The organism is Streptomyces sp. NPDC111606 (genome assembly GCF_055656945.1).
This window is the reverse complement of the sequence record NZ_JBVKBY010000010.1, coordinates 1-25,327: the sequence shown is the minus strand read 5'-3', so window position 1 is coordinate 25,327 and position 25,327 is coordinate 1. Positions and strand designations below refer to the sequence as shown.

The following is a 25,327-nucleotide window of genomic DNA, read 5'->3' as shown; positions in this document are numbered from 1 at the left end:
TCCTCCTTGGATGGCCTGCCGCCGGATGCTACCGGAGGGTAGGTCACGGCCCGTCACCCGCCCCTGGGCGGTTGTCCGCCCTGTTCCGCGCGGCGGTTGTGCGTTCCCGGCGTGTGTCCGAAGGAGCGGCGGAAGACGTCGATGAAGGCGCTGGCGGAGGACCAGCCGCAGCGGTGGGCGACGGCGGTGACGGGGGTGTCCTCGGCGAGCAGCCGCAGCGCGTGGTAGAGGCGCGACTGGGTGCGCCACTGCGGGAAGGTCATGCCGAACTCGGCCCTGAAGAGCCGGCTGAGGGTGCGTTCGCCGGCCCCGGTCGCTGCGCCGAGCGCGGCGAGGGTGCGCGAGTCGGCCGGGTCGGCGTGGACGAGGGCGCAGACCGCGGCCAGGCGTGGATCCGCGGGTGTGGGCAGGCGCAGGGGCTGCTGGGGCGAGGCGCGCAGCTGGTCGCGCAGGACGGCGAGCAGGCGGCGGCTCTCGGGGCTGTCGTCCGCCGGGTCGCGGGTGTGGACGAGGATCAGCTCGCGCAGGAGCGGGCTGACGGCGAGCACGGTGGGGGCGTCCAGGCCGAGAGGGTTGTCGTCGGCGGGCAGGCCGACCAGGTACAGGTCGAGGTGACCGTGGGCGCGATGGGCGTGCACGGTGCCGGCGGGGACCCAGATGGCGCGGTTGCCGGGTGCGAACCAGGTGCCGGCGTCGGTGGTGACGGCGAGGACGCCGGAGCCCGCGTAGACGATCTGGTGGTCGTCGTGCCGGTGCGCGTCGATGCGTTCCCCGGCGGCCAGGACCTTGGCGCGGGTCGGCGCGGTCGGAGTGTGGCGGATGTCCGGCATACTTCGGCAGATTATCGGAAGCGGGCCACCTCCGGGGGCGGCGACGATCGCGGGGTGACCGAGAAACGCAATCGAGCGATCACCCTGATGTCCCTGGGCCATGCCTGTGTCGACGTGTACCAGGGTGCCGTCGCGGCCCTCGTCCCCTTCTTCGTCGCCGAGCGCGCCTACAGTTACGCCGCCGCCTCGGGTGTCGTGCTCGCCGCATCCCTGTTGTCGTCGGTGGTGCAGCCGCTGTTCGGGGCGCTCACCGACCGGTGGGCGATGCCCTGGCTGCTGCCGCTCAGCGCGCTGCTGGGCGGCACTGGGGTCGCGCTGAGCGGCGTCATGGGTTCCTACGCGCTCACGTTGGCGGTGGTGGCCGTGTCGGGTATCGGGGTCGCCGCGTACCACCCGGAGGCGGCCCGCGCGGCCCGCGCCGCCTCGCGAGGCAGTCATACGGCGATGGGCTGGTTCTCCCTCGGCGGCAACGTCGGCTTCGCTCTCGCGCCGCTGCTGGTGGCGGCGGTGATCGCCACCGGCGGACTGCGCGCTTCGCCCCTGCTGGTCGTACCGGCCCTCGCGGGGGCGGCGCTGTGTGCCGCGGCGGTGCGTACGGCGGCGGGCCGGGGCGCGACCGGGACCAGGGCCGAAGGGGCCGGCACCGACGACTGGCCGTCGTTCCTGCGGCTGTCCGGCGCCATCGTGTGCCGGTCGATCGTGTTCGTCGGCCTGAGCGCGTTCGTCTCGCTGTACGTCCGTCAGCGCACCGGCGGCGGGGACGTGGCCGGCACGGCCGCTCTGTGCGTGCTCTACGCGGGCGGCGCGGTGGGCACCGTGGCCGGCGGCCGGCTGGCCGAGCGGTACGGGCGGCTCACGGTCGTGCGGCACGCGTATGCGCTGTCCGCGCTCGCGGTGGCCGGGGTGGTTCTCGTTCCCGGGCCGGCGGTGTATCTGTTCGTCGCCCTGACGTCGGCCGGCCTGTATGTCCCGTTCTCGCTGCACGTCACGCTCGGCCAGGACTATCTGCCCCGCAGGGTGGGCACCGCGAGCGGTGTCACGCTGGGGCTGGCCGTGAGCGTGGGCGGTCTCGCCGCCCCGGTGATCGGCGCGCTGGCCGATGCCACCTCGCTGCGGACGGCGCTCCTCCCGCTGATCGCCCTGCCCGTGCTGGGAGGGCTGCTGCTGCGCGGGCTGCGGGAGCCCGCCTCGCCCGGACAGTCACGGCCGGACGCCGCCCCGGCGTCCGATGCCTCTGGTGATGCCGCCGGCGGCCGCCCTCGCACCGCGTCGGCGTAAGAGGACGGTGACGAGCCGGTCAGACGGTCCCGGCCGGTTGCTGTTCGGGGTCCTCGTCGACGGCGTGGGCGAGGAAGTCGTCGACCATGCGGTGGAAGAGGGTGGCCAGTTGCCGCAGCTCCTCGGGGGTCCAGTCGGACAGGGCGAGCTGCATACCGCGGGCGCCCGCCTCGCGGACCCGGGCGATGGCCTGCCGGCCGGGCTCGGTGAGCTCGATGCGCTGCGCCCGGCGGTCCTGCGGGTCCGGAACCCGGGTGACATAGCCGCTCTTCTGCAGCTGCTGCACCGTGCGCGTCACGTGCGAGGCCTCCACACCGAGCCGGTTGGCCAGCTCCCCGGGACGCAGCGACTCCGAGTCGGCGACCTGGCGCAGCAGCGCCACGGCGGCCCGGTCCAGCGGCACGTGGGCCAGGGCCATGAGCCGGTCGTGCTGCCGGGCCCGCGTGCTCAGATAGGTGATGCGGGTGAGCGCGCGCTCGATCTCGATCACTTCCGGGGACGCGGGCGTGTCGGGGAGTTCGGAGAGCGGTGGTGTGGACATGGAGCCACTTTACCATCTCATTGCGTAACTCAATTAATTTACGGCTCCCCTGGCACCCACCGCCTCCAGCCAGTTCGTGCCGGACGCGATCGCCTGTCGCCACTGCCTGAGCGCACGGGGCGGCATGCCCACCGCGAGCGCGCCGGTGACGCGGTCGCCGGTGCGGTAGGCGGCGACGAACCGGCGTTCCGTCAGGTCGCCCTCAACGATCGCGACTTCGTCGTGGCCGCGCAGACAGCCGTATGCCTGGATCCTCATGTCGTACTGGTCGGACCAGAAGTACGGCACCGGAGCGAACGGCTTGCGTCCGTCAGGGTTGAGCAGATTGCGGGCGGCCGCCATCCCCTGCTCGGCGGCGTTGGTGCGGTGCTCGATCCGCATCGACCGCCCGAACAGCGGGTTGTGCCAGCGGGCGACGTCGCCGGCGGCGTAGACATTGCGGGCGGCCTCGCAGTACTCGTCGCACACCACGCCGTCGCCGACGGTGAGCCCGCTGCCGTCCAGCCAGTCGGTGTTGGGCAGCGAGCCGACCGCGATCAACACCTCGTCGGCGTCGACCGGTTCACCGTCAAAGAGCCGTACGCCGCTCTCGGTGACCTCGGTGACGGTGACGCCGCAGCGCAGGTCCACGCCCCGTTCGAGATGGGCCCGCGCCAGCATCTCGCCGACCTCCGTGCCGACGGCGTGCGCCAGCGGGACCGGGGCGGGTTCGAGGAGCGTGACGTCGCAGCCCAGCCGCCGGGCGACGGCGGCGGCCTCGGCCCCGAGGAACCCGGCACCGACCACGGCCAGCCGCCTGCCCGGCGTCAGCCGGTCCCGCAGCCGCACGGCTTCGTCCAGGGTGCGCAGCACATGCCCGCCCTGCCCGGGCAGCCGACGCGGGCGTACTCCGGTGGCCAGGATCAGCCCGTCGTACGGCACCGTCGAGCCGTCGGCCAACTGCACTGTGCCGTCGGCGAGGTGGAGGCCCGTGGCGGCCACGCCGAGGCGCAGGTCGAGGTCGAGACCGGCCAGGTCGTCAGGAGTGCGCAGTGCCAGCCGCTCGGGCTCCCACTCGCCGGCCAGCACCTGCTTGGACAGCGGGGGTCGGTCGTACGGGGCCGTCGGTTCGTCGCCCACGAGGGTGAGCGTGCCGTCGTGGCCCTCGCGGCGGAGCGTCTCGGCCGCCGCGAGTCCGGCGGCCGAGGCACCCACGACGACGATGCGCCTCACTGGTCCACCAGCCGGATCGCGGCGGCCGGGCAGACCGCGACGGCCTCACGAACGCCGTCGAGGTGGCCGGCGGCGGGCTGCTCGTCGAGCAGGATCGCGATGCCGTCGTCGTCCTGGTCGAACACGTCCATCGCGGCGAGCACGCACTGTCCCGACGCGACGCACTTGTCTGCTTCCAGCTCCACCTTCATGACCGGATTCCCTTCTTCGTAGAGGGTGTTGTTCGTGTGCGGGTGAGGAGGAGCCGTCACCAGGCGACCGGCAGTGCGTGGACGCCGTAGATGAACGCGTCGCTCTTGAAGCGGACGTCCGCCAGCGGGGCGGCCGACTTCAGGGTCGGGATGCGCTTGTAGAGGGTGCCGTAGACGACCTGGAGTTCCATCCGGGCCAGCGGCTGGCCCAGGCACTGGTGGACGCCGAAGCCGAAGGCGACATGGCGGCGGGCGTCGCGGGTGAGGTTTAGGCGGTCGGGGTCGGCGAAGACCTCGGGGTCGCGGTTGCCGATCTCGTTGACCATGATGACGCCCTCACCGGCCTTGATCACCTGACCGCCGATCTCGATGTCCTCGGTCACGGCACGGCGCCGGCCCAGGTGGGTGATGTGCAGGTAGCGCAGGAGTTCCTCGACGGCCCCGGCGACGAACTTGGGGTCGTCGGTCGCACGCAGCAGGGCGAGCTGGTCGGGGTTCTGGAGCAGCGCCAGGGTGCCGAGCGCGATCATGTTCGCGGTGGTCTCGTGGCCCGCGATCAGCAGGAGCAGGGCCATCTCGGTCGCCTGCTGGTGGGTGAGTTCACCGGCGGTGATCCGTGCGGCGATGCTCGACAGCAGGTCGTCCTTCGGCTCGGCGAGCCGCTTGCCCAGGAGTCCGGCGAGGTAGCCCGCGACATCACGGCTCGCCTTACCCCGTTCCTCGGGCGTGGCGGTCGTACGGACCATGGTCTTGGTGTGCTCCTGGAAGAAGTCGTGCTCCTCGTAGGGCACGCCCAGCAGCTCGCAGATGACCAGCGAAGGGATCGGCAGCGCGAACACGTCCACCAGGTCCACAGGGGACGGACCGGCCAGCATGTCGTCGATCAGACCGTCCACGATGCGCTGTACGGCGGGCCGCAGCGCCTCGACCTTCTTGACCGCGAACGGCGCCGTCACCATCCGGCGCAGCCGGGCGTGTTCGGGGTCGTCCATCATGATGAAGCTGAGCTTGCCCTCACCGGCATCGGGGCCGGCCTTGGTGGGATAGCCGGGGCTGTCGGTGTCGGCGCTGACGCGCGCGTCGCCCAGCAGGGCCCGCTGCTCGGCGTACCGGGTCACGAGCCAGGGCTCACTGCCGTCCCACAGCCGCACCTTGGTCAGCGGACCCTGCTCCTGGAGGTTCTTGAGCGCGGGCGGCGGGTCGAAGGGGCAGCGGGACTCCCTGGGCATCGGGAACTCGGGGACGGCGTCCGGCGCTTCGGGCGCGGGGTCGGTCAGGATGTCGGCCATGGTTCTCCTCGGATGGGGGGGGCTCCGGGTGGGGTGGAGCGCCGGGCGAAGGGGGCGAGGCCTCGATGAGCACATGCAAACAGAGGGGTCTGACGCGACCCGGTCAGTTTCCTGACAGGAGGCTGACGTGGCCCGGATCACAGGAACGCCGGGCTCAGGGACGGTTCTCGGCCCGGCCCAGCCAGTAGCCGAAGCCCCGGCGCGTGTGGATCAGCGGCGAGGCGTTCCGGTCCACCTTGCGGCGCAGTCGGGAGACGAGCTGCTCGATCGCGTTGTCGCCGCGGTGGTCTCCCCAGACGTAGCGGCCGATCTGTTCCTTGGACAGCACCCGGTGCGCGTTGACCAGGAGATGGCGCAGCAACCGGTACTCCGCGGGCGTGAGTTCGAGCGCCCGCGTCCCGCGCCGCGCCCGGCACGCCGAGTCGTCCATCACCAGGTCCCCGTACTGCAGCGGATGCCCCCTTGACGGGCCTGGCCGGGCGCCCCGCAACAACACCTGGATCCTGGCGAGGACTTCGGCCACCCGGAAGGGCTTGGTGACGTAGTCCCGCTCCCCCGGTCCGAGTTCGGGCACGAGCCGGTGCAGGCGGTCGGTCCCGCTGAGCAGCAGGACGGGCGGACGATACGGAAGCCGGGGCCGACGCTCCCGACTGAACCGCCCCATGTCCGGCACATCCGTGTCGAAGACGACCAGATCAAACCGCCGCTTCCCCATCCACGCCAACGCGTCGACACCGGTGCCGGTGAGGCTGATCCGGTAACCGGCCAACTCAAGGGTGATCGCCAGCAGTTCGGCGAGATCGGCTTCGCCTGCCACGACCAGGAGACGCTGCCCGGCACCACGGGCCAGGGCGAGTCGGGTGCCGGGAGGTGCGGGGGTGGGGGGTGGCAGGTCCGGGGTGGGGCTGTGGGGTGGGGGTGGGGTGGCATCGGGGGTGGCGGGGGCTGAGGCGGGTGGAGCATTACCCGCGCCGCGTGCAAGGGCCGGCGGCTCCTGAGAGGGGCCGTCACCGGGTGGGGTCGTCTGGCTCGGGGTCATAACCCGCCTTGCCCGGCGTCGCGGTGGCGGCTTTGGGCGAGAGTCGGTTTCACCGGTGTGCTCCCTGTCGTGCTCCGTGCCGGGTGGTGTCAGCGGATCGGTGTGACGGGTGCCAGCCACATGCCGACGACCGCGTCGGCGAGGCCCGTGGCCGCGTCGTCCCAGCTGGAGCGTGGGGTGGGGGTGTGCTCGGCGAGGGCGCGTTCGCGGTCGGCGGCCACGTGGACGATCAGGTGGCGGACCATCTCACCCCGTTCGGCGCTCACCTCGGCCGGGAGGTCGGGCAGGCACCGCCTGAGGCCCTCGATGATCGTCTGGAGGGACGGGGAGGTCAGAGCCTCCTCGACCATGATCTGGTGCAGCGCCGGATCGGAGACGACCTGGGCGCAGAACCGCGCGTACCACGTGGGGCTGCCGAGCGCGGCGAGGTGTTCGAGCGCCGGGCGGACCAGGCAGTCCACCCAGCCGCGCAGGTCGTCGGGATCCGCGAGGTCGGCGAGCAGCCGGGCGCGGATCTCCTCGATGCGGGTGGCGTGCTTGCGGACGATGGCGCGGACCAGGTCGGCCTTGGTCCCGAAGTGGTAGCCGACCGCGGTGTTGTTGCCCTGCCCCGCGGCCTCGCTGACCTGACGGTTGGACACCGCGTACACCCCGTGTTCGGCGAAGAGCCGCTCGGCCGAGGTCAGGAGCAGCTCCCGGGTCGCGTTGACCTGTTCCTCCCGCAGCGTCCTGCCTGCCATGTTCACCACCGCACCGGGACTTCACGGAGCACCACGACGGCCAGTCCCTCGAGCCGCCCGCGGTTTCACAGACCTACAATCTAAGTCACTTGATTGAAAGAATACGGCGGGCACGGGCGATGGACATGGTGGAGCGGGCCACATCTGCGCCTCGGGTGTCCGCACCCCGGCGCGCAGGGATCGGGTCACCTGGCGCCGAAGGCATGCGGGCGACGTTGCGGCAGGCCGGACGGGCGACGGTCCATCTGACGGTGGCCGCCGCGATGGCGTTCGGGACGTACCTGTTCATCACCGTGCTGCTGATCACCGCCATCGGGACGGTCGCGGTGATCGGTGTCTGGCTGCTGCCCGAGACCGTGCTGCTCGTGCGGCGGATCGCCGGGGCGAAGCGGCGCCTGACGACCGCCTGGACGGGGCGGGAGATCCCCGAGGCGTACCAGGTCGTCGACGGCCCGCTGACCCAACGGCTGCGGACGGCCGTACGCGATCCCGGCACGCTGACCGACCTGCGCTGGATGGCCGCTTACTACGTCTACGGCGCACTGCTCCTGCTCGCCCTGCCGCTGTGGCCCGTCGGACTGGTCGTGGACGGCGTGGGCTGCGGACTGCTGCACCGGCGGGCAGTGGTCCTGCCGTGGATCACGCGTCTGGCGGACCGGGAGGCCAACTGGTCCACGTCGTTGCTCCGGCCCTCGCCCAAGGCGCTGCTGGCCGCCCGGGTCGAGCAGCTGACCGCGACCCGGGCCGACGCGATCACCGCGCACGGCGCCGAGCTGCGCCGCATCGAGCGGGACCTGCACGACGGTACGCAGGCCCGGCTGGTGGCCCTCTCCATGCGGATCGGCCTCGCCAAGCGCGCCTACGACCATGATCCGGACACCGCACGCAAGCTCCTGGACGACGCCCAGGAGCAGGCCGAGCAGGCGCTGACCGAGCTGCGGCACGTGGTCCGCGGCATCCATCCGCCGATCCTGACCGACCGCGGCCTCGTCGGAGCGGTGCGCGCGCTGGCCGCCGGCGCCGGGCTGCGGGTGACCGTGGACGTGGCGGGGCTGGCGGACGACGGCCCGAGGGCCCCGGCGGCGGTGGAGGCGGCCGCCTACTTCGTGGTGGCCGAGGCCCTCACCAACGCCGCCAAGCACAGCGGCTCGCCCACGGCCTCGGTCCGGATCACCCGCGTCCGGCGTGGGCTCCGGGTCGAGGTGGCCGACCAGGGGCACGGCGGGGCCGCCGAGTCGAGCGGTTCGGGACTGCTCGGGATGCGGCGCCGGGTGGCGGCCCTCGACGGGACGGTGCGGATGTCGAGCCCCGCCGGTGGGCCGACGGTGATCGAGGTGGAGCTGCCGTGCGTGTGGTGAGCCCGCGACGGGGCGGGGGCTCGGCCCGGGTCGTCCTGCTCGGGGATGACCTGACCCACGGCACGTACTGCGTTCCGAGTAGGCGCGAATGTAGGCAGCCGCACGACGACACGGCGGGCCGATCCGGGAAGGCTGAGTCCTGTCCAACGATCCGGAACCGGAAGAATCCCCGCCCATGACCATCCGCGTCCTGCTCGCCGACGACCAGGCCCTGCTGCGGGCCACGTTCCGGATCCTGATCGACTCCTGCGCGGACATGGAGGTCGTCGGGGAGGCCACCGACGGCGCCGAGGCCGTCGCCCTCGCCCGAACGCACCGCCCCGACCTGGTCGTGATGGACATCCGCATGCCGGGCACCGACGGACTGGCCGCGACGTCCGCGATCTGCGCCGACCCGGACCTCGCGGCGGTGCGGGTACTGATCCTGACGACCTTCGAGATCGACGAGTACGTGGCGCAGGCGCTGCGCGCCGGGGCGAGCGGCTTCCTCGGCAAGGACGTCACCGCGGACGTGCTGCTCGACGGGATCCGGACGGTGGCCGCCGGCGAGTCCCTGCTCTCCCCCACGGCGACCCGCACGCTGATCACGCGCTTCCTGGCCTCCCCCGCCGAGAGTTCGCAGTCGGCCGCGCCCGAGCACCTCGCCGCTCTCACCGCCCGCGAGCGGGAAGTCATGGCGTGGGCGGCCGAGGGCCATTCGAACGAGGAGATCGCCGAGAAGCTCTTCGTCAGCCCTCTGACCGTGCGCACCCACGTCCACCGCGCCATGACGAAGCTGGGCGCCCGCGACCGTGCCCAACTCGTCGTGATGGCCTATCAGTCGGGCCTGGTACGGGCCGTACCGCCGGGCGGCGACCACTGAGGTCCCGGCCGCCGTACAGGTGAAGCCGCCGTTCAGGCGAAAACGGCCGCCGGGGTGCGTGGCGGCGGGCCGGGCCGTCGACAACTGACCCGTGAGCCTGCCGCTGATCCCTCCGATGCTCGCCACGCCCGGCACCCTGCCGCCCACGGCGCAGGATGCGCGCTGGGCTTACGAGACCAAGCAGGACGGCCAGCGGGCAGTGATCTATCTGGAAGGGGACGGCAGCCTGCTGGTGCGCGCCCGTTCCGGCGAGGACATCACGGCCGCCTATCCCGAACTTCGGCCGCTGGGCGACGCGCTCGGCACGACACCCGCCGTACTCGACGGGGAGATCCTGGCGCTGGACGAAGAGGGCCGCGCCGACTTCCAGTTGCTGCAGTCCCGCATGGGCCTCGCGCACGCCCCCGCGCGGGCCGCCCGTATGGCCGCGCAGACCCCGGTCCACCTGGTGCTCTTCGACGTCCTGCACCTGGCGGGCGGCTCCCTGCTCAAGGTCCCCTATTCCCGGCGGCGCGGCCGGCTGGAGGGGCTCGGCCTGGGCGGGCCGTTCTGGTCGACGCCGAGCGCGCTGGTGGGACACGGCGCCCAGGCGCTTACGGCCACGCGTGAGCACGGGCTGGAAGGGCTGGTGTGCAAGCGGCTGGACTCGGTGTACGAGCCCGGGGTGCGCTCCCGCGCCTGGATCAAGATCCGCAACATGCGCAGCGAGGACGTGATCGTCGGCGGTTGGCTGCCCGGCAAAGGACGGCTCACCGGTCTGCCGGGCTCGCTGCTGGTCGGCCAGTACGCGGCCCGGCGGCTGCGCTACGTGGGCGGGGTGGGCACCGGCTGGAGCGAGGCCGAACGGGCGCACCTGGCCGAACTGTTGCGGGCGTCCGAGACGGACACCTGCCCCTTCGACCCCGCCCCGCGCGTGCCGGGCGCGCACTGGGTGCTGCCCCGGCTGGTCGGCGAGGTCCGCTACAGCGTCCGCACCCGGTCCGGGATGCTGCGCCAGCCGTCCTGGCTGCGACTGCGACCTGACCTCACCCCGCAGGACGCGTCGGCCGACTTCCCCGAAGACATCTGACACGCACGCCCGACACTGACGTCCGGCACACAGGTCGGGCGGCAACTATTGCGCTGCCCTTCACCCACCGGTACGCCCGTGGCTCTTGGCGCGTAAGTGAAAACCCGGGATCCTGAACTGCCTTTCCCCCCACAGCCGTTGGGCTGCGCCCGGACCCCGAGGAGACGCAGTGTCGTCACAGACGTTCCGCACACATGGCAAGAGATGGCTCACCGGTCTGGCCGGTGCCGCCGCGCTGGTCGTCGCCTTCCCCAGCGTCGCCTTCGCCGCCCCGCCGGGGGCACTGCCCGCCAACGCCGAAGCGGCCGAAAGGACGTACCAGCCGGCGTTCGACTACGACACCGACGGCTGCTACTCCACCCCGGCCATCGGTGCCGACGGCAGCGTCAACGGCGGCCTCAACCCCACCGGTGCGCTCAACGGCAACTGCCGGGACGCCTCGGACCTCGACAACACCAACGGCTACTCCCGCTACAAGTGCAACAACGGCTGGTGTGCCTACATGTACGGCCTGTACTTCGAGAAGGACCAGGCGGTGCCTGGCAGCAGCATCGGCGGGCACCGGCACGACTGGGAGCACGTCGTGGTGTGGGTGCAGAACAACGCGGTGCAGTACGTCTCGACGTCCAACCACGGCTCGTTCACGATCAGCCCCGCGTCGTCGGTGCGCTTCGACGGCACGCACGCGAAGATCGTGTACCACAAGGACGGCATCAGCACGCACTGCTTCCGGCTCGCAAACTCGGGCGACGAGCCGCCGGAGAACCACAAGGGAACCTGGCAGTACCCGCCGCTGGTCGGCTGGAACGGCTACCCGGCGGGCGTGCGCGACAAGCTGGTGGCGTACAACTTCGGCAGCGCCAACTTCGGTCTGAAGGACGGCAGTTTCGCCAGTCACCTGGCCTCGGCGAAGCCGTCCGGGATCGCGTTCGACCCCAACGCCTGATCGTTGCGACCGAACACCTGAGCCCTAGTCACATCGGGCGCGGGACCTAGGCCGCCGGCACGCTCGGCTTCCGTCCCGCGCCCGATCCCCGCGCACCCGTGTGCGACATAGCGTCCCGTTCATGGACACCATCGCCACGAGCGGACACTTCGAAGAAGCCCTTGAACGCCTTCACACCTCCGGTCCGGAACGAGAGGGCTGGCTGTCCAACCACGCCCCCATGGTCGTCGAGGCGCTGGCCGCCCACGGACACGCGGGCGCCGTCCACCGCTGGGTGGACCTCTACCGGGAGAAGCTGGAGGACTTCCCCGACCGCGTCGCTCCCGTCACGGACGACAACTGGCGTGCGGCGCTGGGGGATCCACGGCGGATCACGGACTGGACCGACCACTACTCCCGTGTGCTCGCCGAGCGTCCGTGGCGCGCCGTCCTCGCCGAGTGGTGGCCGCGCCTGCTGCCCGGCCTGTACGGCGGCGCCACTCATACGGTCATCCGCGTCGGCCATGCCGTGCGCGCGCTCGAAGCGAACGAGAACGCACCCCGGCTCACCGAACTCGCGCACGCGCTGGGCTATTGGGCGGCCCGGCACCAGTCCGTGACCGGAGTCGTCCCGCTGTCCGGCGCGCCGACGGCCACGGCCGCCCTGGACGCCGTACCCGCGATCGAGGCGGGGCACACGGGATTCCGGAACCGGCTGTCCGCCGTACGCCGACTGCCCGCCTGGGCGGACGACGTGACCGACCCGGACACGGCCCGCGAGCGGCTCACCGAACTCGTGCGCGCCGCGACCCACCGCTACGCCACGCACGGCCACGGCGAGCCGACCATGCTCGTGCACGCGGCCACGGCGCCCAACGCCGTGCTGCGCACTCTGGATTCGCTGCCCCGCGACCAGTGGGTGCCGAGCCTGCGCGCGGCCTGGACGGCGTCCGCGGCGGTCACCGCGATGTACGCCCCCGTCGAGCCGGTCGCCTACGCCCCGGCTGCCCGGCTGACACGCGAGGACGTCATGGAGCGGGCCCTCGCCCACGGCGACGAGCACGTCATCAAGCTGACCGACACCGCGCTGGACGTCGGCGACGAAGTCGCCCTCGCGGCGGCCCTGCGCGCCGTCGAGATCAGCCCGCCCCTGGTGTGAGCCGCCCGTTCGCCAGGGCGTCCCCCAAGGCCGTTCGCCCGTACAGCACGTAGTAGCCCTGACGCCTCGACTCCAGCAGGCCCGCCTCCCGCAGGACCGACAGATGGGCCGACACGGTCGACGGCGCGAGCCCGTGGCGGCGCGCGAGGTCCGTCGTCGAGGCGGGCACTGCGAGGCCGGTGAGGACGGCCGCGCGCTGGTGGCCGAAGAGGCGGGGAAGCGCCTCCGGCGGGCGTGGTGCCGGGGTGATGTGAAGGCGCCCCATGCCTCGGGCCGGGTAGATGACCGTCGGCTGCCAGGGCCGGGCGAAGCCGCTCACCACGTCCGGCCACACGAACACGCTCGGCATGAGCAACACGCCCCTGCCGTCGGGCCGTTGGGCATCCGTCACATCGGCGTACTTGCGCAGGGTGAGCGTCTGGCCTGCCCAGTCCACGGCCGGGTGGAGGCCGGTGAGCAGCGCGTCGAGACCGCCGTCCGCGGCCCGGCGCGAGCGGTGCGCGATGTCCGCCTCCAGAACGGCACGGTGGCGCGGCCAGTCCGGTGCGAGCAGGGCGTGCCAGGCCTGCTCGGTGAGGTCGGCCAGGCGCCGGACGGTGCCGGCGGGGTCGTCGAGCGCGGCGCGCCCTCGGGGCGACTCGGCGAGTCCGGGAGTGCAGGCCAGCGAGCGGGTCATCTCCGCGTGGGCCAGGACGGGATCGGTGGCGCGCATCCTCGCCAGCTCGTCCTCGATGGTGGGGTACGGCTCCTGCGGCGGCGGGCCGAGGAAGTCGGGGGTGTAGCCGCCGGCGGGCGGGATGAACAGCCACAGGTCTGCCAGGTCGAGGCCGGCGACCGAACGGCGCATACGGCGCAGCCAGCCGCGGTGGTAGCCGTGCCGAGCGGGCCGGCGGAGCATGCGCAGGGCCTCGTGGGTCTGGCACAGCGGCGAGATCGCGAACCGGCAGCGGGTGAGGTCGGCGGTGCCGAGGTGCAGGGCGAGCGGCATGGCGACCCCCGTCGTGAGCAGCGATTCGTCCTGGACCGAAAGAGTAGAGGCGCCCGACCGCGGCCCCGCACGCTTGCCCCGACTCCCCTGTCGGAAAGGCGGATGGATGGGCAACGTACGTCCGGCACCTTGGCGGCGTGCCGCCGTCGTCGCGGCGCTGATGCTGGCGGCGTTCACTTTCAACACCACCGAGAACCTGCCGGTCGGCCTGCTCGCGCTCATGGCGGACGACCTGCGGGTCTCTCTCACGGCCGTGGGCGCTCTGGTCACCGGCTACGGGCTGACCGTGGCGGTCGTGTCCCTGCCGCTCGCCCATGTCACCCGGTCGGTGCCGCGCCGGTATCTGCTCGCCGGACTGCTCGGGCTGCTCGCCGTGGGCAGTTGGGTGTCGGCACTGGGAGGAGTGTCGTACGGGGTGCTGCTGACGGCGCGGGTGGCGACGGCGCTGGCGCAGGCGGTGTTCTGGTCGGTCATGGGGCCGGTCGCGGTCGGTCTCTTCCCGCCCGAGCGCCGGGGGCGGATCATCGGGCTGCTGTCCGTCGGTGGTTCCCTCGCCACGGTGGCCGGGGTGCCGGCCGGGACCTGGCTCGGTGGGCACACCGGCTGGCGGACGCCCTTCGCGCTGCTCGGCGTGCTCGCGCTCGTCTCGCTGGTGGCCATCGGCGCCCTGCTGCCGTCGTCCCGACCGCAGGACGGTCACTCCGCGTACGGCGCCACCCCCGACCGGCGCAGGTTCCTCGTCGTGCTGACCGTCACCGTCCTGTCGGTGACCGGCGCCTTCGCCGGGTTCACATACATCGTCGCCTTCCTCGACGAGGTCAGCGGGTTCCGCGAGGACGCGGTGAGTGCCGTGCTGCTGGCGTTCGGCGGGGCGGCGCTGGCCGGGGTCACGATCGCCGGGCCGCTCCTCGACCGCTTCCCGCGCGCCACGCTGACCGTGCCGGTGGCGGCCCAGGCGGTGGCACTGCTCGGCCTCCACGTGACGGGCCAGGTCCGGGCGGCGGCTGTCGTCCTGGTCATGCTGCTGGGTGCCTCGGTCGCGACCGCCTTCATGGCGACGCAGAGCCAGGTGCTCCAGGTGGCACCGGGCCGCACCGAGACCGCCCTCGCGGCCAACTCGGCCGCCTACAACCTGGGTATCGCCGCCGGTGCGCTGATCGGGGGCGTGCTGCTGCCCGCGGTCGGGGTGCGCGGGACGTTCCTGGTCGGCGGGCTGCTCACGGCGGGGGCGCTGGCGGTGCTGACGTGGCCGGTGCGCGGCAACATGCAGGACCGGGCAAACGGCGAGGGCCCGGCGAGCGGCAAGGACAGGACGGGAGAGGGCGAGGGCCGGGCGGGAATGGGGCGGTACGGTGCGGACGCGGGGTTGTGACGGTCTATCGTGTCCGCATGTCCGTGCCTGAACTGATCCGTATCGTCTCCCGCGACTCGCCGATGGCCCTCGCCCAAGTGGAGCGCGTCCGCGCCGAGTTGGCGGTCCTGCACCCCGGTGTGCGCACCGAGGTCGTGCCGGTGAAGACGACCGGTGACAAGTGGATGGGAGACCTGTCCCAGGTCGAGGGCAAGGGGGCGTTCACCAAGGAGGTGGACGCGGCTCTGCTGGCGGGCGAGGCCGATCTCGCCGTGCACTGCGTCAAGGACATCCCCGCCGACCGGCCGCTGCCCGCGGGGACGACGTTCGCGGCGTTCCTCAAGCGCGACGACGTCCGGGACGCCCTCATCCACCCCGGCGGCCTCACCCTGGACGAGCTCCCGCCCGGAACCCGGATCGGCACCTCCTCGGTGCGCCGGGTCGCCCAGCTGGCCGCCACTCACCAGCACCTCGAGTGCGTGCCGTTCCGCGGCAACGCCAACCGGCGGCTGGAGAAGCTGGCGGCCGGCGAGGCGGACGCGCTGCTCCTCGCGGTGGCCGGCCTGGAGCGCATCGGCCGCGCCGACGTGATCAGCGAGGTCCTCTCCCCCGAGGTGATGATGCCGCCGATCGGCGCGGGCATCCTCGCGCTGCAGTGCCGGGAGGGCGACAGCGAGCTCATCGACGCGGTCAGCGGCCTCGGCGACCCGGACACGTACCGGGAGGCCACCGCCGAGCGGATGTTCCTGCATGTCCTGCAAGGGCACTGCAACAGCCCGATCGCCGGGTACGCGCGCGTGGACCGGGGCGGCGAACTGTCCCTGCGGGCCTGCGTGTTCACCCCGGACGGCAAGACGCGGCTGAACGCCCACGAATGGGCCGGCCGACTGGACCCCGCCACCCTCGGCACGTCGGTCGCGGTGGCGCTGCTGCGTCAGGGCGCCCGCGAGATCATCGACGGCATCCCGCACTAGAGCCTGCCGTCCGGGCTCGAGCCCCCACCAGGCGGCGCCCCTCACAGGGGCGCCCGTCAGGCGGTGCCCTCTTCGGCCTGCTCCCGCAGGAAGTTGCTCACCTGGAGCGCGAGGCCGTCCCGCAGCGTGGCGGCGTGGGCGCCGGCGGAACTCTCCTGGAGGCCGAGGCCGCCGCTCCACATCCGGCGTTCGGCCCACTCCTCCTCGACGCGCAGCTGGATCTGGACGTCGACCTGGCTCAGGCTCGCCTCCGGGCCGGCGGCGTACAGCACGGCGGTGGCGCGGCGCAGCGGGTAGACGTCGAAGCCCTCGATGAACTGCGAGTTGCGCCAGTCGATGAACGCCGCCTCGCCGTCACCGCCGATCCGCACGTCGATCTGGCCGTCCTCGAGGTGAATGCCGAGGTGCCGCTCGCCGCGGTTCTCGATGGTGACGCGGACCCTGAAGTACGCCAGCCCCTCCGCGGCCTCATCGCGTCCGCGCGGCGGCTCGGCGGCTTCCAGTTGGTGGACGCGGACACGCAGACCGGCATGCTCGTCGTACTCGTGCCAGTCCCCGACCACGTTCGGCTCGTACACAATCCACCTCTCGACCCAGAGAGCTGCTTCCTATCTTTGCGCTCAGTGCACTGTCAAATGAGCAGAATGCGCTGTGGCCAGCCCATTCGCCCCCTTGATCACCGATCAAGCCGTGGGCAGGAGGAATCCGCTTTCCGGCCCGGCGGGCCTGTTCCCCCACGTGCCGCACATCACGTTCCGCACCAAGATCAGCGGGCCAGCCGGCCCAGCAGCGAGGAGGCGGCGGCGATGCCGAGCGCGGCGGCCACGAGCAGAACGGCAAAGTCGAGCGCGAGGTGGGAGGGGGTGCCGAGGAGAAGGCCGCGCAGGGCGTCCACCTGGTAGCTGAGCGGGTTTGGCCTTGCTGACCGCCTGGAGCCAGCCCGGCATCACCGACAGCGGGTAGAGGGCGTTGGAGGCGATGAACAACGGCATGGTGATGGCCTGCCCGAAGCCCATCAGCCGGTCGCGGCTGAGGACGATGCCGGCGATGGTCATCGACAGACAGGAGAAGAAGGCCGAGCCGAGGACGACGACCGCGGCGACGCCGAGCAGCTTCAGCGGATTCCAGGTCAGCGCCACACCGAGCACCGCCGCGACGACGATCACGACGACCGCCTGCACCAGGGACTTCACCCCCGCCGCGAACGCCTTGCCGGTGATCAGGGCCGAGCGCGGCGTCGGGGTGACGAGCAGCTTGTTGAGGATGCCGGCGTCGCGCTCCATGATGATCTGGATGCCGTAGAAGATGGCGATGAACATCGCGGACTGGGCGATGATGCCGGGGGCCAGAAATTCGATGTAGGGGATGCCGTCGGTCGGGATCGCCTTGATCCGGGTGAAGGTCTGGCCGAAGATCAGCAGCCAGAGCGCGGGCTGGACCGCGCGGGTGTAGAGCTCGGTGCGGTCGTGGCGCAGCTTCTGCAGCTCGACGGCGCACATGGCCAGGACGCGGGCGGGCAGCACCCGCCAGCCGGCGCGGGGCTCGGGCGGCCGTAGCAGCAGGTCGATACCGTCGGCGCGGTCCCGGTCAGCCGACACGGCTTGCGGTCCGGCGGGTGCTTCGGACATCGCGGAAGTCTCCTGAACTCTCGTCGAGCCCGCTGCCGGCGATGTCCCGGAAGACGTCCTCCAGCGTGGGCAGCGGGTCGGTGCCGGAGGCCCCCGCGGCACGCCGGCGGGCGCCGAGCCCCTCCCTGAGCTCGGCCGGGGTGCCGAGGGCCCGGATGCGGCCGTGGTGCATCAGGCCGACCCGGTCGCAGTACCGGTCGGCCTCGTCCATGTTGGGGGTCCCCCCTCTGGGGGAGGGTGGTGACGAGGACCGTCATGCCGGTGGCGGCGCGGACGGCGTTGATGTGCTCCCACACTCCGGTGCGGGCGATCGGGTCGAGGCCGATCGTGGGTTCGTCGAGGATCAGCAGCCGGGGCGCGCTGACCAGGGCCTGGGCGAGTTCGAGGCGGCGGACCATGCCGCCCGAGTAGGTGCCGGCGAGCCGGTCGGCGGCGTCGGTGAGGCCGACCGCGGCCAGGGCCTGGCCGACCCGTGCGGCGCGTTCCCGACGGGGCACGTCGAAGACGCGGGCGAACAGGACGACGTTCTCGCGGCCGGTCAGGCTCGAGTCGGCGGACAGTTGCTGCGGGACATAGCCGAGCAGGCGCCGTACGGCCATCCGGTCGCCTGCCGCGTCGTGCCCGAAGACGTTGACCATCCCCGTGGGCACCGGCAGGAGGGTGGTGATGCAGCGGATCGCCGTCGTCTTTCCGGCACCGTTGGGGCCGAGCAGGCCGAAGACCTCGCCCTGCGCCACCGTCGGGTCGAGTCCGTCCACCGCGTTGGTCTCGCCGAAGGCGTAGGCGAGCCCGGTACAGGCCACGGCTTCGGTGCCGGCGTCTAGTGTCATGGTCGCTCCGTCTCCTCGCGCAGTGAGTCCGCCAGCCTGCGCAGTGCCGGGATCGCCGCGAGCAGCGTCTCCCGGTCCGGCTCGTCGAGGCGGGACACCTGACGGCGTACGAGATCGGCGCGCCGTCTGCGCCATTCGCTCAGCCGGGCCTCGGCCGCGGGGGTCGGCAGCAGCCGGGCGGCGCGCCGGTCGGAGGGGTCGGTCTCCCGCCGCAGACAGCCCTGCCGGGCCAGCTGGTTGACCAGGGTGGACACCGAATTGCCCGCCAGGTACAGCTCCTTGGCGGCGTCCGAGATCCCGATACCGGGCCGCTCCACGACCAGCCGCAACAGCTCCACCTCGGCACCGCGCAGCTGCGGGGCGGTCATGTCGCGCCGAAGCCGGCGCCGGATCAGTCGTTGGACACCGACGAGAGCGTCGGCGAGTTCCTCGCCGTCCACGTCGTCGAGATTACCTCTGTAACAGAGGTAATGACGTCAATGAGAGAGTCAAGCAGAAGGGTCAATCACGCAAAGCAGTAGTCGCATTCATGAATTTTGTTTCGGATGCCCTATCATAGGGAAAAGTGACAAATGTGCTTCGGACAGGAGGCACGTCCGTGGGAGCCGGCTCGCCGGAACCCTGGGTGACCTCCTGAGGTCCGACTGCGTTGCCTCCCACGGTGTCTCGTCCAGTCAGCACCGCTGAGGGAGGTGCGCACCTGATGAGTGCCACCACCAGAACGAAGCAGCACCCCCACGACGACGCCCCCGACACCGCGGCGGCCTTCGATCACTTTCTCGGGCTGCCCGAGGGGCCCGAGCGCAAGCTGCTCAGGGACGAACTGGTCCAGGCCTGGCTGCCCATGGCCGAGCGGATCGCCGTCCGCTTCAAGGGCCGCGGCGAGTCCCTCGAGGACCTGTACCAGGTGGCGGCCCTGGGTTTGGTGAAGGCCGTCGAGCACTACGACCCGGCACGCGGCCACGCCTTCGAGGCGTACGCCGTTCCCACCATCACCGGCGAGATCAAGCGCCACTTCCGCGACCACATGTGGACGCTGCACGTGCCGCGCCGGGTCCAGGACCTGCGCAACCGGGTGCGGAACTCCATGAAGGAACTGTCACAGAGCACCTCGGGGCACGCGCCCACCGTCGCCGAGATCGCCGAGCACGCGCAGCTGAGCGAGAGCGAGGTGCGCGCCGGGATGGAAGCGCTGGAGTGCTTCTCCGCGCTGTCGCTGGAGGCGGAGATGCCCGGCACGGACGGCTACGCGCTGGGGGACGCCATCGGCAGCCCCGATCCGGCGTACGACGTGGTCATCGACCGAGTGACCGTCACACCGTGTCTGGAGCGGCTTCCGGAGCGGGAGCGGACCATCCTCTACCTCCGCTTCTTCGGCGGGATGACCCAGAGCCGCATCGCGCAGCAGCTCGGCATCTCGCAGATGCACGTCTCCCGGCTGCTGAGCGGCTGCTTCGCCCAGCTGCGCGAGGAAATACTCGCCGAAGCCCCCTGACGCCGGAAGGGTGAGTCAGTCCTGGGCCGATCCCGGAATCTGCGTCGGGCCGTAACGCTCGAGGGCCTCTTCGAGTTCGACGCGGATCTCCGGCGGCATCCTTCCGTCCCGGCCCCAGATGAGAATCAGCTCCGCGACATGGCGGAGCTTGATGTTCGTGTGCTGCGAGACGTCCTTCAGCACCGCCCACCCCTCGTCCGGCGCGACGCGGCCGAGGGCGACGATCATCCCGATCGCCTGGTCCACGACGGCGTGCGAGACCATCGCCTCCTTGAGCTGTTCGACTTCCTCTTCCAGCTCGATGATCCTGTCGGTCCCGTCGGCGGGCTCGTGCGGTGTCGCTGCCACGCCACCATGTTCGCCGCTTTGCCTGCCTCGTGCCAGCGAAGCGGAGGGTCGCTCTCCCGGGCCGTTTCGGCGCCACGCCGGGGGTACTCGGCAGGCCCCGGGGCGAATCCGGCTGGACACTGGGACAAGACCGGTGGCCGCCGGTTCGGGCGAGAACCAGGACAGCGACTGCCATGAACCACGATGCGACAAGCTCCAACAGCACGGCCGAGGTCGTGTCCACACATTCCGTGTTCGGCGCACCCTGCTGGGTGAGTCTGACCAGCCGTGATCTCGAAGTCACCCACGGGTTCTACAGCGCCGTGCTGGGGTGGCGGTGGCGGCCCGCCAAGCTGGGCGACCACTTCTGGGTCGCGCTGGCGGACAGCGTGCCGGTGGCCGGGGTCGCGGCGGTCGCCACGATGTGGCAGATGGCCGTGGCCTGGACCCCCTATTTCGCCGTGCCCAGCGCCGACGATGCCGTGGCGCGGGTGCAGGAGCGCGGCGGCACATCGGCCGTCGGCCCGCTCTCCCTGCCGCCGGGACGCGCGGCGCTGCTGGCCGACCGGGACGGTGCGACCTTCGGGGTCTGGGAGGGGGAGCTCCCCTCGAACTGGGAGACCTGGCGCCGCGCCGCGCCCACCTTCATCCGGCTCCACACCCGCGACGCGTTCGACGCCGCCATGTTCTACGGCGAGGTCCTCGAATGGGCGTCGGACCGGGCCGGCTGCTGCGAGGTCCGCTACGAGGGCGGCGAGGTCGTGCTGCGCAGCCGGGGCGACGTCGTGGCGCGGATCGAGTCGGGGGCGTTGGAGGCTGCGCCGGATCCCACGATCCGGCCGCACTGGCAGGTGCACTTCGCCGTCGCGGACGTGGAGGCGTGCGCGCGGGCCGCCGAGCGGCACGGCGGGAGCGTCCTGTCCAAGGGGAGTGACGAGGCTGTACTGCGGGATCCTGACGGGGCACAGTTCACGCTGACTTCGCGGCGTTCCCGCTAGGTCGTGTCCGCAAAGTCCCGTCGTCCGCCCGGAGGGCGGGCCCCGCGGCGTCCGGTGCGTGCTCTCGGCGTGCCGGGCGGAGCCCTTTGTACTGGATGTACTCGGGGCTTCGCCCGGTGCGGCGGTGGGGGCCCCTCCCGCTCGAGCGAAGCCGAGAGCGGGGGGAGCGTGCCAGGCGTCGCGGGGCAGGCGGGACTTTGCGGACACGGCCTGGCGCTCCCGCGCTCCTACCGGCGTTGCCGCGAGGGCGTCGACAGGAGGGCCAGGCTGCGGCGTTCGATCAGAAGAGCGGTGCCTGCCTTGTACTCCGACTCGTCCGAAGGGCCCTGCGGTTCGGAGGTGTCGATCAGTGGGGTCCAGCGGTCGCCGAACGCTGCCTCCGGCAGTTGGAACTCCACCGGCTCCCAGTAGCTGTTGAACAGGAGCAGGAAGGAGTCGTCCACCACCGGGCGGCCGCACCAGTCGGGTTCGGCGATGGCGTCGCCGTTGAGGAAGACGGCGACCGAGTGGGCGTCGGGGTGCTGCCAGTCCTCGTCCGTCATCTCACGGCCGTCCGGCAGCAGCCACACCAGGTCGGGCAGCGGCTGGTCCGGGTGGGTGGCCGTCTCGCCCTTGAAGAAGCGGCGGCGGCGCAGGACGGGGTGAGCAGCGCGCAACCCGATGACGTAACGGGTGAAGTCGGCGAGTGCGCGCTGCTCGTCGGTGAGTCCCCAGTCGACCCAGGAGACGTCGTTGTCCTGGCAGTAGGCGTTGTTGTTGCCGCGCTGGGTGCGGCCCAGTTCGTCGCCGTGGCCGAGCATGGGGATGCCCTGCGAGAGCATCAGCGTGGCGATGAAGTTGCGCTGCTGGCGGGCGCGCAGCCGGCGCACGGCCGGGTCGTCGGTGTCGCCCTCCGCTCCGCAGTTCCAGGACCGGTTGTGGCTCTCGCCGTCCCGGTTGCCCTCGCCGTTGGCCTCGTTGTGCTTGTCGTTGTACGAGACGAGATCGCGCAGGGTGAACCCGTCGTGCGCGGTGACGAAGTTGACGCTGGCGCGCGGGCGGCGCCTGCTGTGTGCGTACAGGTCGGAGGAGCCGGTCAGCCGGGAGGCGAACTCGCCGAGCGAGTCGGGCTCGCCGCGCCAGAAGTCCCGTACGACGTCCCGGTACTTGCCGTTCCACTCCGACCACAGCGGCGGGAAGTTGCCCACCTGGTAGCCGCCCTCGCCGACGTCCCACGGTTCGGCGATCAGCTTGACCCTGCTGATCACCGGGTCCTGCTGGATCAGGTCGAAGAACGCCGAGAGCCGGTCCACCTCGTGGAACTGCCGGGCCAGCGTGGCCGCGAGGTCGAAGCGGAAGCCGTCGACGTGCATCTCGGTGACCCAGTACCGCAGCGAGTCCATGATCAGCTGGAGCACGTACGGGTGCCGCATCAGCAGACTGTTGCCGGTGCCGGTGGTGTCGTAGTAGTGCGCCCAGTCGCCGTCCACGAGGCGGTAGTAGGAGGCGTTGTCGATGCCTCGGAAGGAGAGGGTGGGGCCCCGTTCGTTGCCCTCGGCGGTGTGGTTGTAGACGACGTCGAGGATCACTTCGAGGCCGGCCTCGTGCAGGGCCTTCACCATCGACTTGAACTCGTTGACCTGCTCACCGCGGGTGCCGTGGGCGGCGTAGGCGTTGTGCGGCGCGAAGAAGCCGATCGTGTTGTAGCCCCAGTAGTTGGACAGCCCCCGGTCCAGCAGCACGCCGTCCTGGACGAACTGGTGCACCGGCATCAGCTCGACGGCGGTCACCCCGAGGGACGTCAGATGCCCGATGGCGGCGGGGTGGGCGAGCCCGGCGTAGGTGCCACGCAGTACCGGCGGGACGTCGGGGTGGGTGGCGGTCATGCCCCGTACGTGGGCCTCGTAGATGACGGTGTCGGCGTACGGCCGTCTGGGCGGGCGGTCGTCGCCCCAGTCGAAGTACGGGTCGGTCACGACGCCGAGCATGGTGTGCCCGGCGCTGTCGCCGGGGGACGGGGCGCCGGGGGTGCGCTCGAACAGCGAGGCGTGGTTGTCCACCTGGCCGTCGACGGCCCGGCTGTACGGGTCGAGCAGCAGCTTCGCCGGATTGCACCGGTGACCGAGGCCCGGGTCCCAGGGGCCGTGCACCCGGTAGCCGTAGCGCTGTCCCGGGCCGACGCCGGACAGATAGCCGTGCCAGACGAAGCCGTCGACCTCGGTGAGCGGAATCGGGGTGTGCCGGTCCTTGTCGTCGACGAGGACGAGCTCGACACGGTCGGCGACCTCGCTGAACAGGGCGAAGTTGGTGCCCTGTCCGTCGAAGGCGGCTCCCAGCGGGTAGGGGTGCCCGCTCCAGGCGGGCACCCCTTTGCTGCGCTTTCGCGCGGTCACCGGGCTTCCTCCAGGATGCCGTCCCGGATGCCCGCCGCGTCGGCGATGGCCGTGACCGGCACCTCGCGGGGCACCTGAAGTGCCTCCCGCAGGTGGGGCGCCGGGGCGGCCGGCACGAGCGGGGCACGTTCGCCGGCGCGGGCGCGCTGCGAGAACCAGATGACCTTGGCTCCGGTCTCGGTGGCGCAGCACCCCCAGCCGTCGCTCATCGCGGCGAGGTGCTGCAGGCAGGCACGCAGCTCGTGGTCCGGGCGCAGGGCACGGTTGTTGTCGCCGATGGCGGTGATGAGGTGCTGGCCGTTCCACCACATCTCGATCGAGGTGTTCTTGTCCCTCGCATGTTCGTCGATGGCCCGCAGCAGCATCTCCGTGCCGTGGCGGACGGGCTCGACAAGCGTCTCCAGGTCCCAGTACCGGAGGTGAGCGGCCAGAATTCGGCTGACCTGACCCACCCGTTCGGGGCTCACTTCCACGTCGAGGTGGTAGTAGCAGGGCACTGCGGTCTTCACCGTCGTTACCTCCTCACCGCGAAAGCTCCCGCTCTCCTCGCCCCTGCGGGACGGGCCCCGAGTACGGAGCGTGAGCGCTGATCGCTTCTGAGTGACTCCAGGGTGGGGGCGGTAGGCCATTCGTGCAACAGGAGCAGATCCCTGAGGTAGTTGAAGATCCAACAGGACGCTGAGTCGTCGACCGTGCACCATGTGTGAAGACCTCGATAACCCGTAACGGAACCCGTGCGTGCGCGCACGGGTTTCCGCCCGACGGTCGGGAGACGCGTCATCGAGTCCGAACCGGAAGGTGAACGGCGCCATGCTGCTACCGGCCAAAGCCGAAGTCGCCCGGCAACTGCGGCGATATCGGGCCTGGGAACGCGCCATGCTCGCGGCCCCGGCCGACCTCACGGTCCGCGCCACCTTCGAGGACACCGGCTACACCCTCTGCGTGCTGATGGGAAAGCGCTGCGCACGCGAAGCCGCCGACGCGGCCGAACGCTATCTGCGCATCACTCCGGCCGCCTACCTCAGCGAGCTGGACGAACGGCCGCGCACGGCGAGCGTCTCGGCGCGGCGCGGCCCGCCGGGAACACGGCGGCGGAGTTTCCACGCGGGGAGGTAGACCCCTTCCGGCGCAGCCTGAATCCCCCGGCCGGGCCTGGTGCCCGGCCTCGAGCACGGTGGAGGTGAACCATGGGCAGGACCAAGAGCAGGACCGGTGCCGGTACCGGGACCATCGGCCGCATCCCGGTACGGGACGTACGGCCGGCCGTGGAGTGCGGCAGGCACCCGGCCAAGGCCGTCGTGGGAGAGACCTTCGAGGTCACCGCCACCGTGTTCCGCGAGGGCCATGACGCCGTCGCGGCCAACGTCGTACTGACCGACCCGGACGGCCGGCCCGGCCCCTGGACGCCCATGCACGAACTCGCCCCGGGCAGCGACCGCTGGAGCGCCAAGGTGACCCCGGCGACCATGGGCCGCTGGACGTTTCACGTGGAGGCGTGGAGCGATCCGGTCGCCACCTGGCGCCACCACGCCCAGATCAAGATCCCCGCCGGGATCGACGTCGGACTGGTCCTGGAGACGGGCGGCGAGCTGTACGAACGAGCGGCGTCCGGGGTGCCCGACAAGACGGAGCAGGCGACGGTGCAGGCCGCCGCGGACGCGCTGCGGGACGACTCACTGCCGCCCGAGTCACGGCTGGCGGCGGCGTTCGCGGCGAACGTCGACGCGGTGTTGGGGCGGTATCCGCTGCGGGACCTGGTCACCGCCTCCGACCCGCTGCCGTTGCTGGTGGAGCGGGAGCGGGCCCTGTTCGGTTCCTGGTACGAGTTCTTCCCCCGCTCCGAGGGCACCCCCGAGCAGCCCCACGGCACC

At 71.7% G+C, this 25,327-nt stretch carries 25 protein-coding genes and 2 pseudogenes; 12 read left to right on the top strand and 15 right to left on the bottom strand.

Annotated elements, in window-relative coordinates; translation table 11 throughout:
- Positions 1-53: 53 nt before the first annotated feature.
- Positions 54-830 carry an AraC family transcriptional regulator gene (locus ACZ7M7_RS31200; RefSeq protein ID WP_472122547.1) on the bottom strand — a complete coding sequence of 259 codons (777 nt, stop codon included), beginning with the start codon at positions 828-830 and terminating at the stop codon, positions 54-56.
- An 87-nt stretch (positions 831-917) separates the two neighbouring features.
- On the opposite strand from ACZ7M7_RS31200, the gene ACZ7M7_RS31195 reads away from it, so the two are divergent.
- The gene (locus ACZ7M7_RS31195) at positions 918-2,108 is read left to right on the top strand and encodes an MFS transporter (protein WP_451177015.1); all 1,191 of its coding nucleotides are present in this window, start codon (positions 918-920) and stop codon (positions 2,106-2,108) included.
- A 19-nt stretch (positions 2,109-2,127) separates the two neighbouring features.
- On the opposite strand, the gene ACZ7M7_RS31190 is transcribed toward ACZ7M7_RS31195, so the two are convergent.
- From ACZ7M7_RS31190 to ACZ7M7_RS31165, 6 genes are all read right to left on the bottom strand, one after another.
- Entirely contained in the window at positions 2,128-2,649 is a 522-nt protein-coding gene (locus ACZ7M7_RS31190; RefSeq protein ID WP_472122544.1) for a MarR family winged helix-turn-helix transcriptional regulator, read from the bottom strand.
- A 33-nt stretch (positions 2,650-2,682) separates the two neighbouring features.
- The gene (locus tag ACZ7M7_RS31185; protein ID WP_472122542.1) at positions 2,683-3,861 is read right to left on the bottom strand and encodes an NAD(P)/FAD-dependent oxidoreductase; all 1,179 of its coding nucleotides are present in this window, start codon (positions 3,859-3,861) and stop codon (positions 2,683-2,685) included.
- On the bottom strand, positions 3,858-4,052 hold the full coding sequence (locus ACZ7M7_RS31180; RefSeq protein WP_451176944.1) for a ferredoxin: 195 nt from the start codon (positions 4,050-4,052) through the stop codon (positions 3,858-3,860). Before ACZ7M7_RS31180 ends, ACZ7M7_RS31185 begins: the two co-directional genes overlap by 4 nt.
- 56 nt (positions 4,053-4,108) lie before the next feature.
- The gene (locus tag ACZ7M7_RS31175; RefSeq protein WP_472122539.1) at positions 4,109-5,341 is read right to left on the bottom strand and encodes a cytochrome P450; all 1,233 of its coding nucleotides are present in this window, start codon (positions 5,339-5,341) and stop codon (positions 4,109-4,111) included.
- A 154-nt stretch (positions 5,342-5,495) separates the two neighbouring features.
- Complete coding sequence (locus ACZ7M7_RS31170) at positions 5,496-6,158, bottom strand: response regulator transcription factor (protein ID WP_472122535.1); 663 nt, start codon at positions 6,156-6,158, stop codon at positions 5,496-5,498.
- Between the two features lie 311 nt (positions 6,159-6,469).
- Positions 6,470-7,120 carry a TetR/AcrR family transcriptional regulator gene (locus ACZ7M7_RS31165; protein ID WP_472122531.1) on the bottom strand — a complete coding sequence of 217 codons (651 nt, stop codon included), beginning with the start codon at positions 7,118-7,120 and terminating at the stop codon, positions 6,470-6,472.
- 203 nt (positions 7,121-7,323) lie between these two features.
- On the opposite strand from ACZ7M7_RS31165, the gene ACZ7M7_RS31160 reads away from it, so the two are divergent.
- The 5 genes from ACZ7M7_RS31160 (at position 7,324) to ACZ7M7_RS31140 (ending at position 12,493) form a co-directional block, all read left to right on the top strand.
- Positions 7,324-8,478, top strand: coding sequence for a sensor histidine kinase (locus ACZ7M7_RS31160; protein ID WP_472122528.1), 1,155 nt, complete (start codon positions 7,324-7,326; stop codon positions 8,476-8,478).
- 175 nt (positions 8,479-8,653) lie between these two features.
- A complete protein-coding gene (locus tag ACZ7M7_RS31155) occupies positions 8,654-9,340 on the top strand; it encodes a response regulator transcription factor (protein WP_427842930.1) in 687 nt (228 codons plus the stop codon).
- A gap of 91 nt (positions 9,341-9,431) precedes the next feature.
- Complete coding sequence (gene ligD / locus ACZ7M7_RS31150) at positions 9,432-10,409, top strand: non-homologous end-joining DNA ligase (protein ID WP_383606138.1); 978 nt, start codon at positions 9,432-9,434, stop codon at positions 10,407-10,409.
- A gap of 169 nt (positions 10,410-10,578) precedes the next feature.
- Positions 10,579-11,355 (top strand): NPP1 family protein, encoded by a 777-nt coding sequence (locus tag ACZ7M7_RS31145; RefSeq protein WP_472122525.1) that lies wholly within the window; start codon positions 10,579-10,581, stop codon positions 11,353-11,355.
- Positions 11,356-11,476: 121 nt separating this feature from the next.
- Positions 11,477-12,493, top strand: coding sequence for a questin oxidase family protein (locus ACZ7M7_RS31140; protein WP_472122523.1), 1,017 nt, complete (start codon positions 11,477-11,479; stop codon positions 12,491-12,493).
- Here ACZ7M7_RS31140 and ACZ7M7_RS31135 read toward each other — a convergent pair.
- Entirely contained in the window at positions 12,474-13,481 is a 1,008-nt protein-coding gene (locus ACZ7M7_RS31135) for an ArsR/SmtB family transcription factor (protein ID WP_472122520.1), read from the bottom strand. The two genes, ACZ7M7_RS31140 and ACZ7M7_RS31135, sit on opposite strands and share 20 nt — an antisense overlap.
- Before the next feature lie 106 nt (positions 13,482-13,587).
- Here ACZ7M7_RS31135 and ACZ7M7_RS31130 point away from each other — a divergent pair, with 106 nt between their 5' ends.
- Positions 13,588-14,853, top strand: a complete 1,266-nt coding sequence (locus ACZ7M7_RS31130) for an MFS transporter (RefSeq protein WP_472122518.1) — start codon at positions 13,588-13,590, stop codon at positions 14,851-14,853.
- Between the two features lie 17 nt (positions 14,854-14,870).
- Positions 14,871-15,806: a hydroxymethylbilane synthase gene (gene hemC / locus ACZ7M7_RS31125; protein ID WP_472122515.1), complete on the top strand. Its 936-nt coding sequence runs from the start codon at positions 14,871-14,873 to the stop codon at positions 15,804-15,806.
- Between the two features lie 56 nt (positions 15,807-15,862).
- On the opposite strand, the gene ACZ7M7_RS31120 is transcribed toward hemC, so the two are convergent.
- The 4 genes and pseudogenes from ACZ7M7_RS31120 to ACZ7M7_RS31105 form a co-directional block, all read right to left on the bottom strand.
- Positions 15,863-16,384, bottom strand: coding sequence for a hypothetical protein (locus ACZ7M7_RS31120; protein ID WP_383606157.1), 522 nt, complete (start codon positions 16,382-16,384; stop codon positions 15,863-15,865).
- 188 nt (positions 16,385-16,572) lie between these two features.
- Positions 16,573-17,434, bottom strand: a pseudogene (locus ACZ7M7_RS31115) (ABC transporter permease).
- Positions 17,394-18,264, bottom strand: a pseudogene (locus tag ACZ7M7_RS31110) (ABC transporter ATP-binding protein). Before ACZ7M7_RS31110 ends, ACZ7M7_RS31115 begins: the two co-directional pseudogenes overlap by 41 nt.
- Positions 18,261-18,704, bottom strand: a complete 444-nt coding sequence (locus ACZ7M7_RS31105) for a MarR family winged helix-turn-helix transcriptional regulator (protein WP_383606163.1) — start codon at positions 18,702-18,704, stop codon at positions 18,261-18,263. Before ACZ7M7_RS31105 ends, ACZ7M7_RS31110 begins: the two are co-directional and overlap by 4 nt.
- A 263-nt stretch (positions 18,705-18,967) precedes the next feature.
- On the opposite strand from ACZ7M7_RS31105, the gene ACZ7M7_RS31100 reads away from it, so the two are divergent.
- A complete protein-coding gene (locus ACZ7M7_RS31100) occupies positions 18,968-19,759 on the top strand; it encodes a SigB/SigF/SigG family RNA polymerase sigma factor (RefSeq protein WP_383625610.1) in 792 nt (263 codons plus the stop codon).
- A gap of 15 nt (positions 19,760-19,774) precedes the next feature.
- On the opposite strand, the gene ACZ7M7_RS31095 is transcribed toward ACZ7M7_RS31100, so the two are convergent.
- Entirely contained in the window at positions 19,775-20,107 is a 333-nt protein-coding gene (locus ACZ7M7_RS31095; protein ID WP_369269026.1) for an ANTAR domain-containing protein, read from the bottom strand.
- 173 nt (positions 20,108-20,280) lie between these two features.
- Here ACZ7M7_RS31095 and ACZ7M7_RS31090 point away from each other — a divergent pair, with 173 nt between their 5' ends.
- Complete coding sequence (locus tag ACZ7M7_RS31090) at positions 20,281-21,084, top strand: VOC family protein (RefSeq protein WP_383606170.1); 804 nt, start codon at positions 20,281-20,283, stop codon at positions 21,082-21,084.
- 227 nt (positions 21,085-21,311) lie between these two features.
- On the opposite strand, the gene glgX is transcribed toward ACZ7M7_RS31090, so the two are convergent.
- Together glgX and ACZ7M7_RS31080 are read right to left on the bottom strand one after the other, a co-directional pair.
- Positions 21,312-23,456 carry a glycogen debranching protein GlgX gene (gene glgX / locus ACZ7M7_RS31085; protein ID WP_472122511.1) on the bottom strand — a complete coding sequence of 715 codons (2,145 nt, stop codon included), beginning with the start codon at positions 23,454-23,456 and terminating at the stop codon, positions 21,312-21,314.
- A complete protein-coding gene (locus ACZ7M7_RS31080; protein WP_383606175.1) occupies positions 23,453-23,965 on the bottom strand; it encodes a pep a2 in 513 nt (170 codons plus the stop codon). Before ACZ7M7_RS31080 ends, glgX begins: the two co-directional genes overlap by 4 nt.
- A 301-nt stretch (positions 23,966-24,266) precedes the next feature.
- On the opposite strand from ACZ7M7_RS31080, the gene ACZ7M7_RS31075 reads away from it, so the two are divergent.
- Positions 24,267-24,572 carry a DUF5133 domain-containing protein gene (locus ACZ7M7_RS31075; protein WP_383606178.1) on the top strand — a complete coding sequence of 102 codons (306 nt, stop codon included), beginning with the start codon at positions 24,267-24,269 and terminating at the stop codon, positions 24,570-24,572.
- 71 nt (positions 24,573-24,643) lie between these two features.
- The coding region (locus ACZ7M7_RS31070; protein WP_472122508.1) for a maltotransferase domain-containing protein at positions 24,644-25,327 on the top strand (684 nt) is incomplete at its 3' end.

Coding starts and splice junctions, on each gene's coding strand:
- ACZ7M7_RS31200 (WP_472122547.1), bottom strand. CDS start 830: ATGCCGGACATCCGCCACACTCCGACCGCGCCGACCCGCGCCAAGGTC.
- ACZ7M7_RS31195 (WP_451177015.1), top strand. CDS start 918: ATGTCCCTGGGCCATGCCTGTGTCGACGTGTACCAGGGTGCCGTCGCG.
- ACZ7M7_RS31190 (WP_472122544.1), bottom strand. CDS start 2,649: ATGTCCACACCACCGCTCTCCGAACTCCCCGACACGCCCGCGTCCCCG.
- ACZ7M7_RS31180 (WP_451176944.1), bottom strand. CDS start 4,052: ATGAAGGTGGAGCTGGAAGCAGACAAGTGCGTCGCGTCGGGACAGTGC.
- ACZ7M7_RS31175 (WP_472122539.1), bottom strand. CDS start 5,341: ATGGCCGACATCCTGACCGACCCCGCGCCCGAAGCGCCGGACGCCGTC.
- ACZ7M7_RS31165 (WP_472122531.1), bottom strand. CDS start 7,120: ATGGCAGGCAGGACGCTGCGGGAGGAACAGGTCAACGCGACCCGGGAG.
- ACZ7M7_RS31160 (WP_472122528.1), top strand. CDS start 7,324: ATGCGGGCGACGTTGCGGCAGGCCGGACGGGCGACGGTCCATCTGACG.
- ACZ7M7_RS31155 (WP_427842930.1), top strand. CDS start 8,654: ATGACCATCCGCGTCCTGCTCGCCGACGACCAGGCCCTGCTGCGGGCC.
- ACZ7M7_RS31140 (WP_472122523.1), top strand. CDS start 11,477: ATGGACACCATCGCCACGAGCGGACACTTCGAAGAAGCCCTTGAACGC.
- ACZ7M7_RS31135 (WP_472122520.1), bottom strand. CDS start 13,481: ATGCCGCTCGCCCTGCACCTCGGCACCGCCGACCTCACCCGCTGCCGG.
- ACZ7M7_RS31130 (WP_472122518.1), top strand. CDS start 13,588: ATGGGCAACGTACGTCCGGCACCTTGGCGGCGTGCCGCCGTCGTCGCG.
- hemC (WP_472122515.1), top strand. CDS start 14,871: ATGTCCGTGCCTGAACTGATCCGTATCGTCTCCCGCGACTCGCCGATG.
- ACZ7M7_RS31100 (WP_383625610.1), top strand. CDS start 18,968: ATGAGTGCCACCACCAGAACGAAGCAGCACCCCCACGACGACGCCCCC.
- ACZ7M7_RS31090 (WP_383606170.1), top strand. CDS start 20,281: ATGAACCACGATGCGACAAGCTCCAACAGCACGGCCGAGGTCGTGTCC.
- ACZ7M7_RS31075 (WP_383606178.1), top strand. CDS start 24,267: ATGCTGCTACCGGCCAAAGCCGAAGTCGCCCGGCAACTGCGGCGATAT.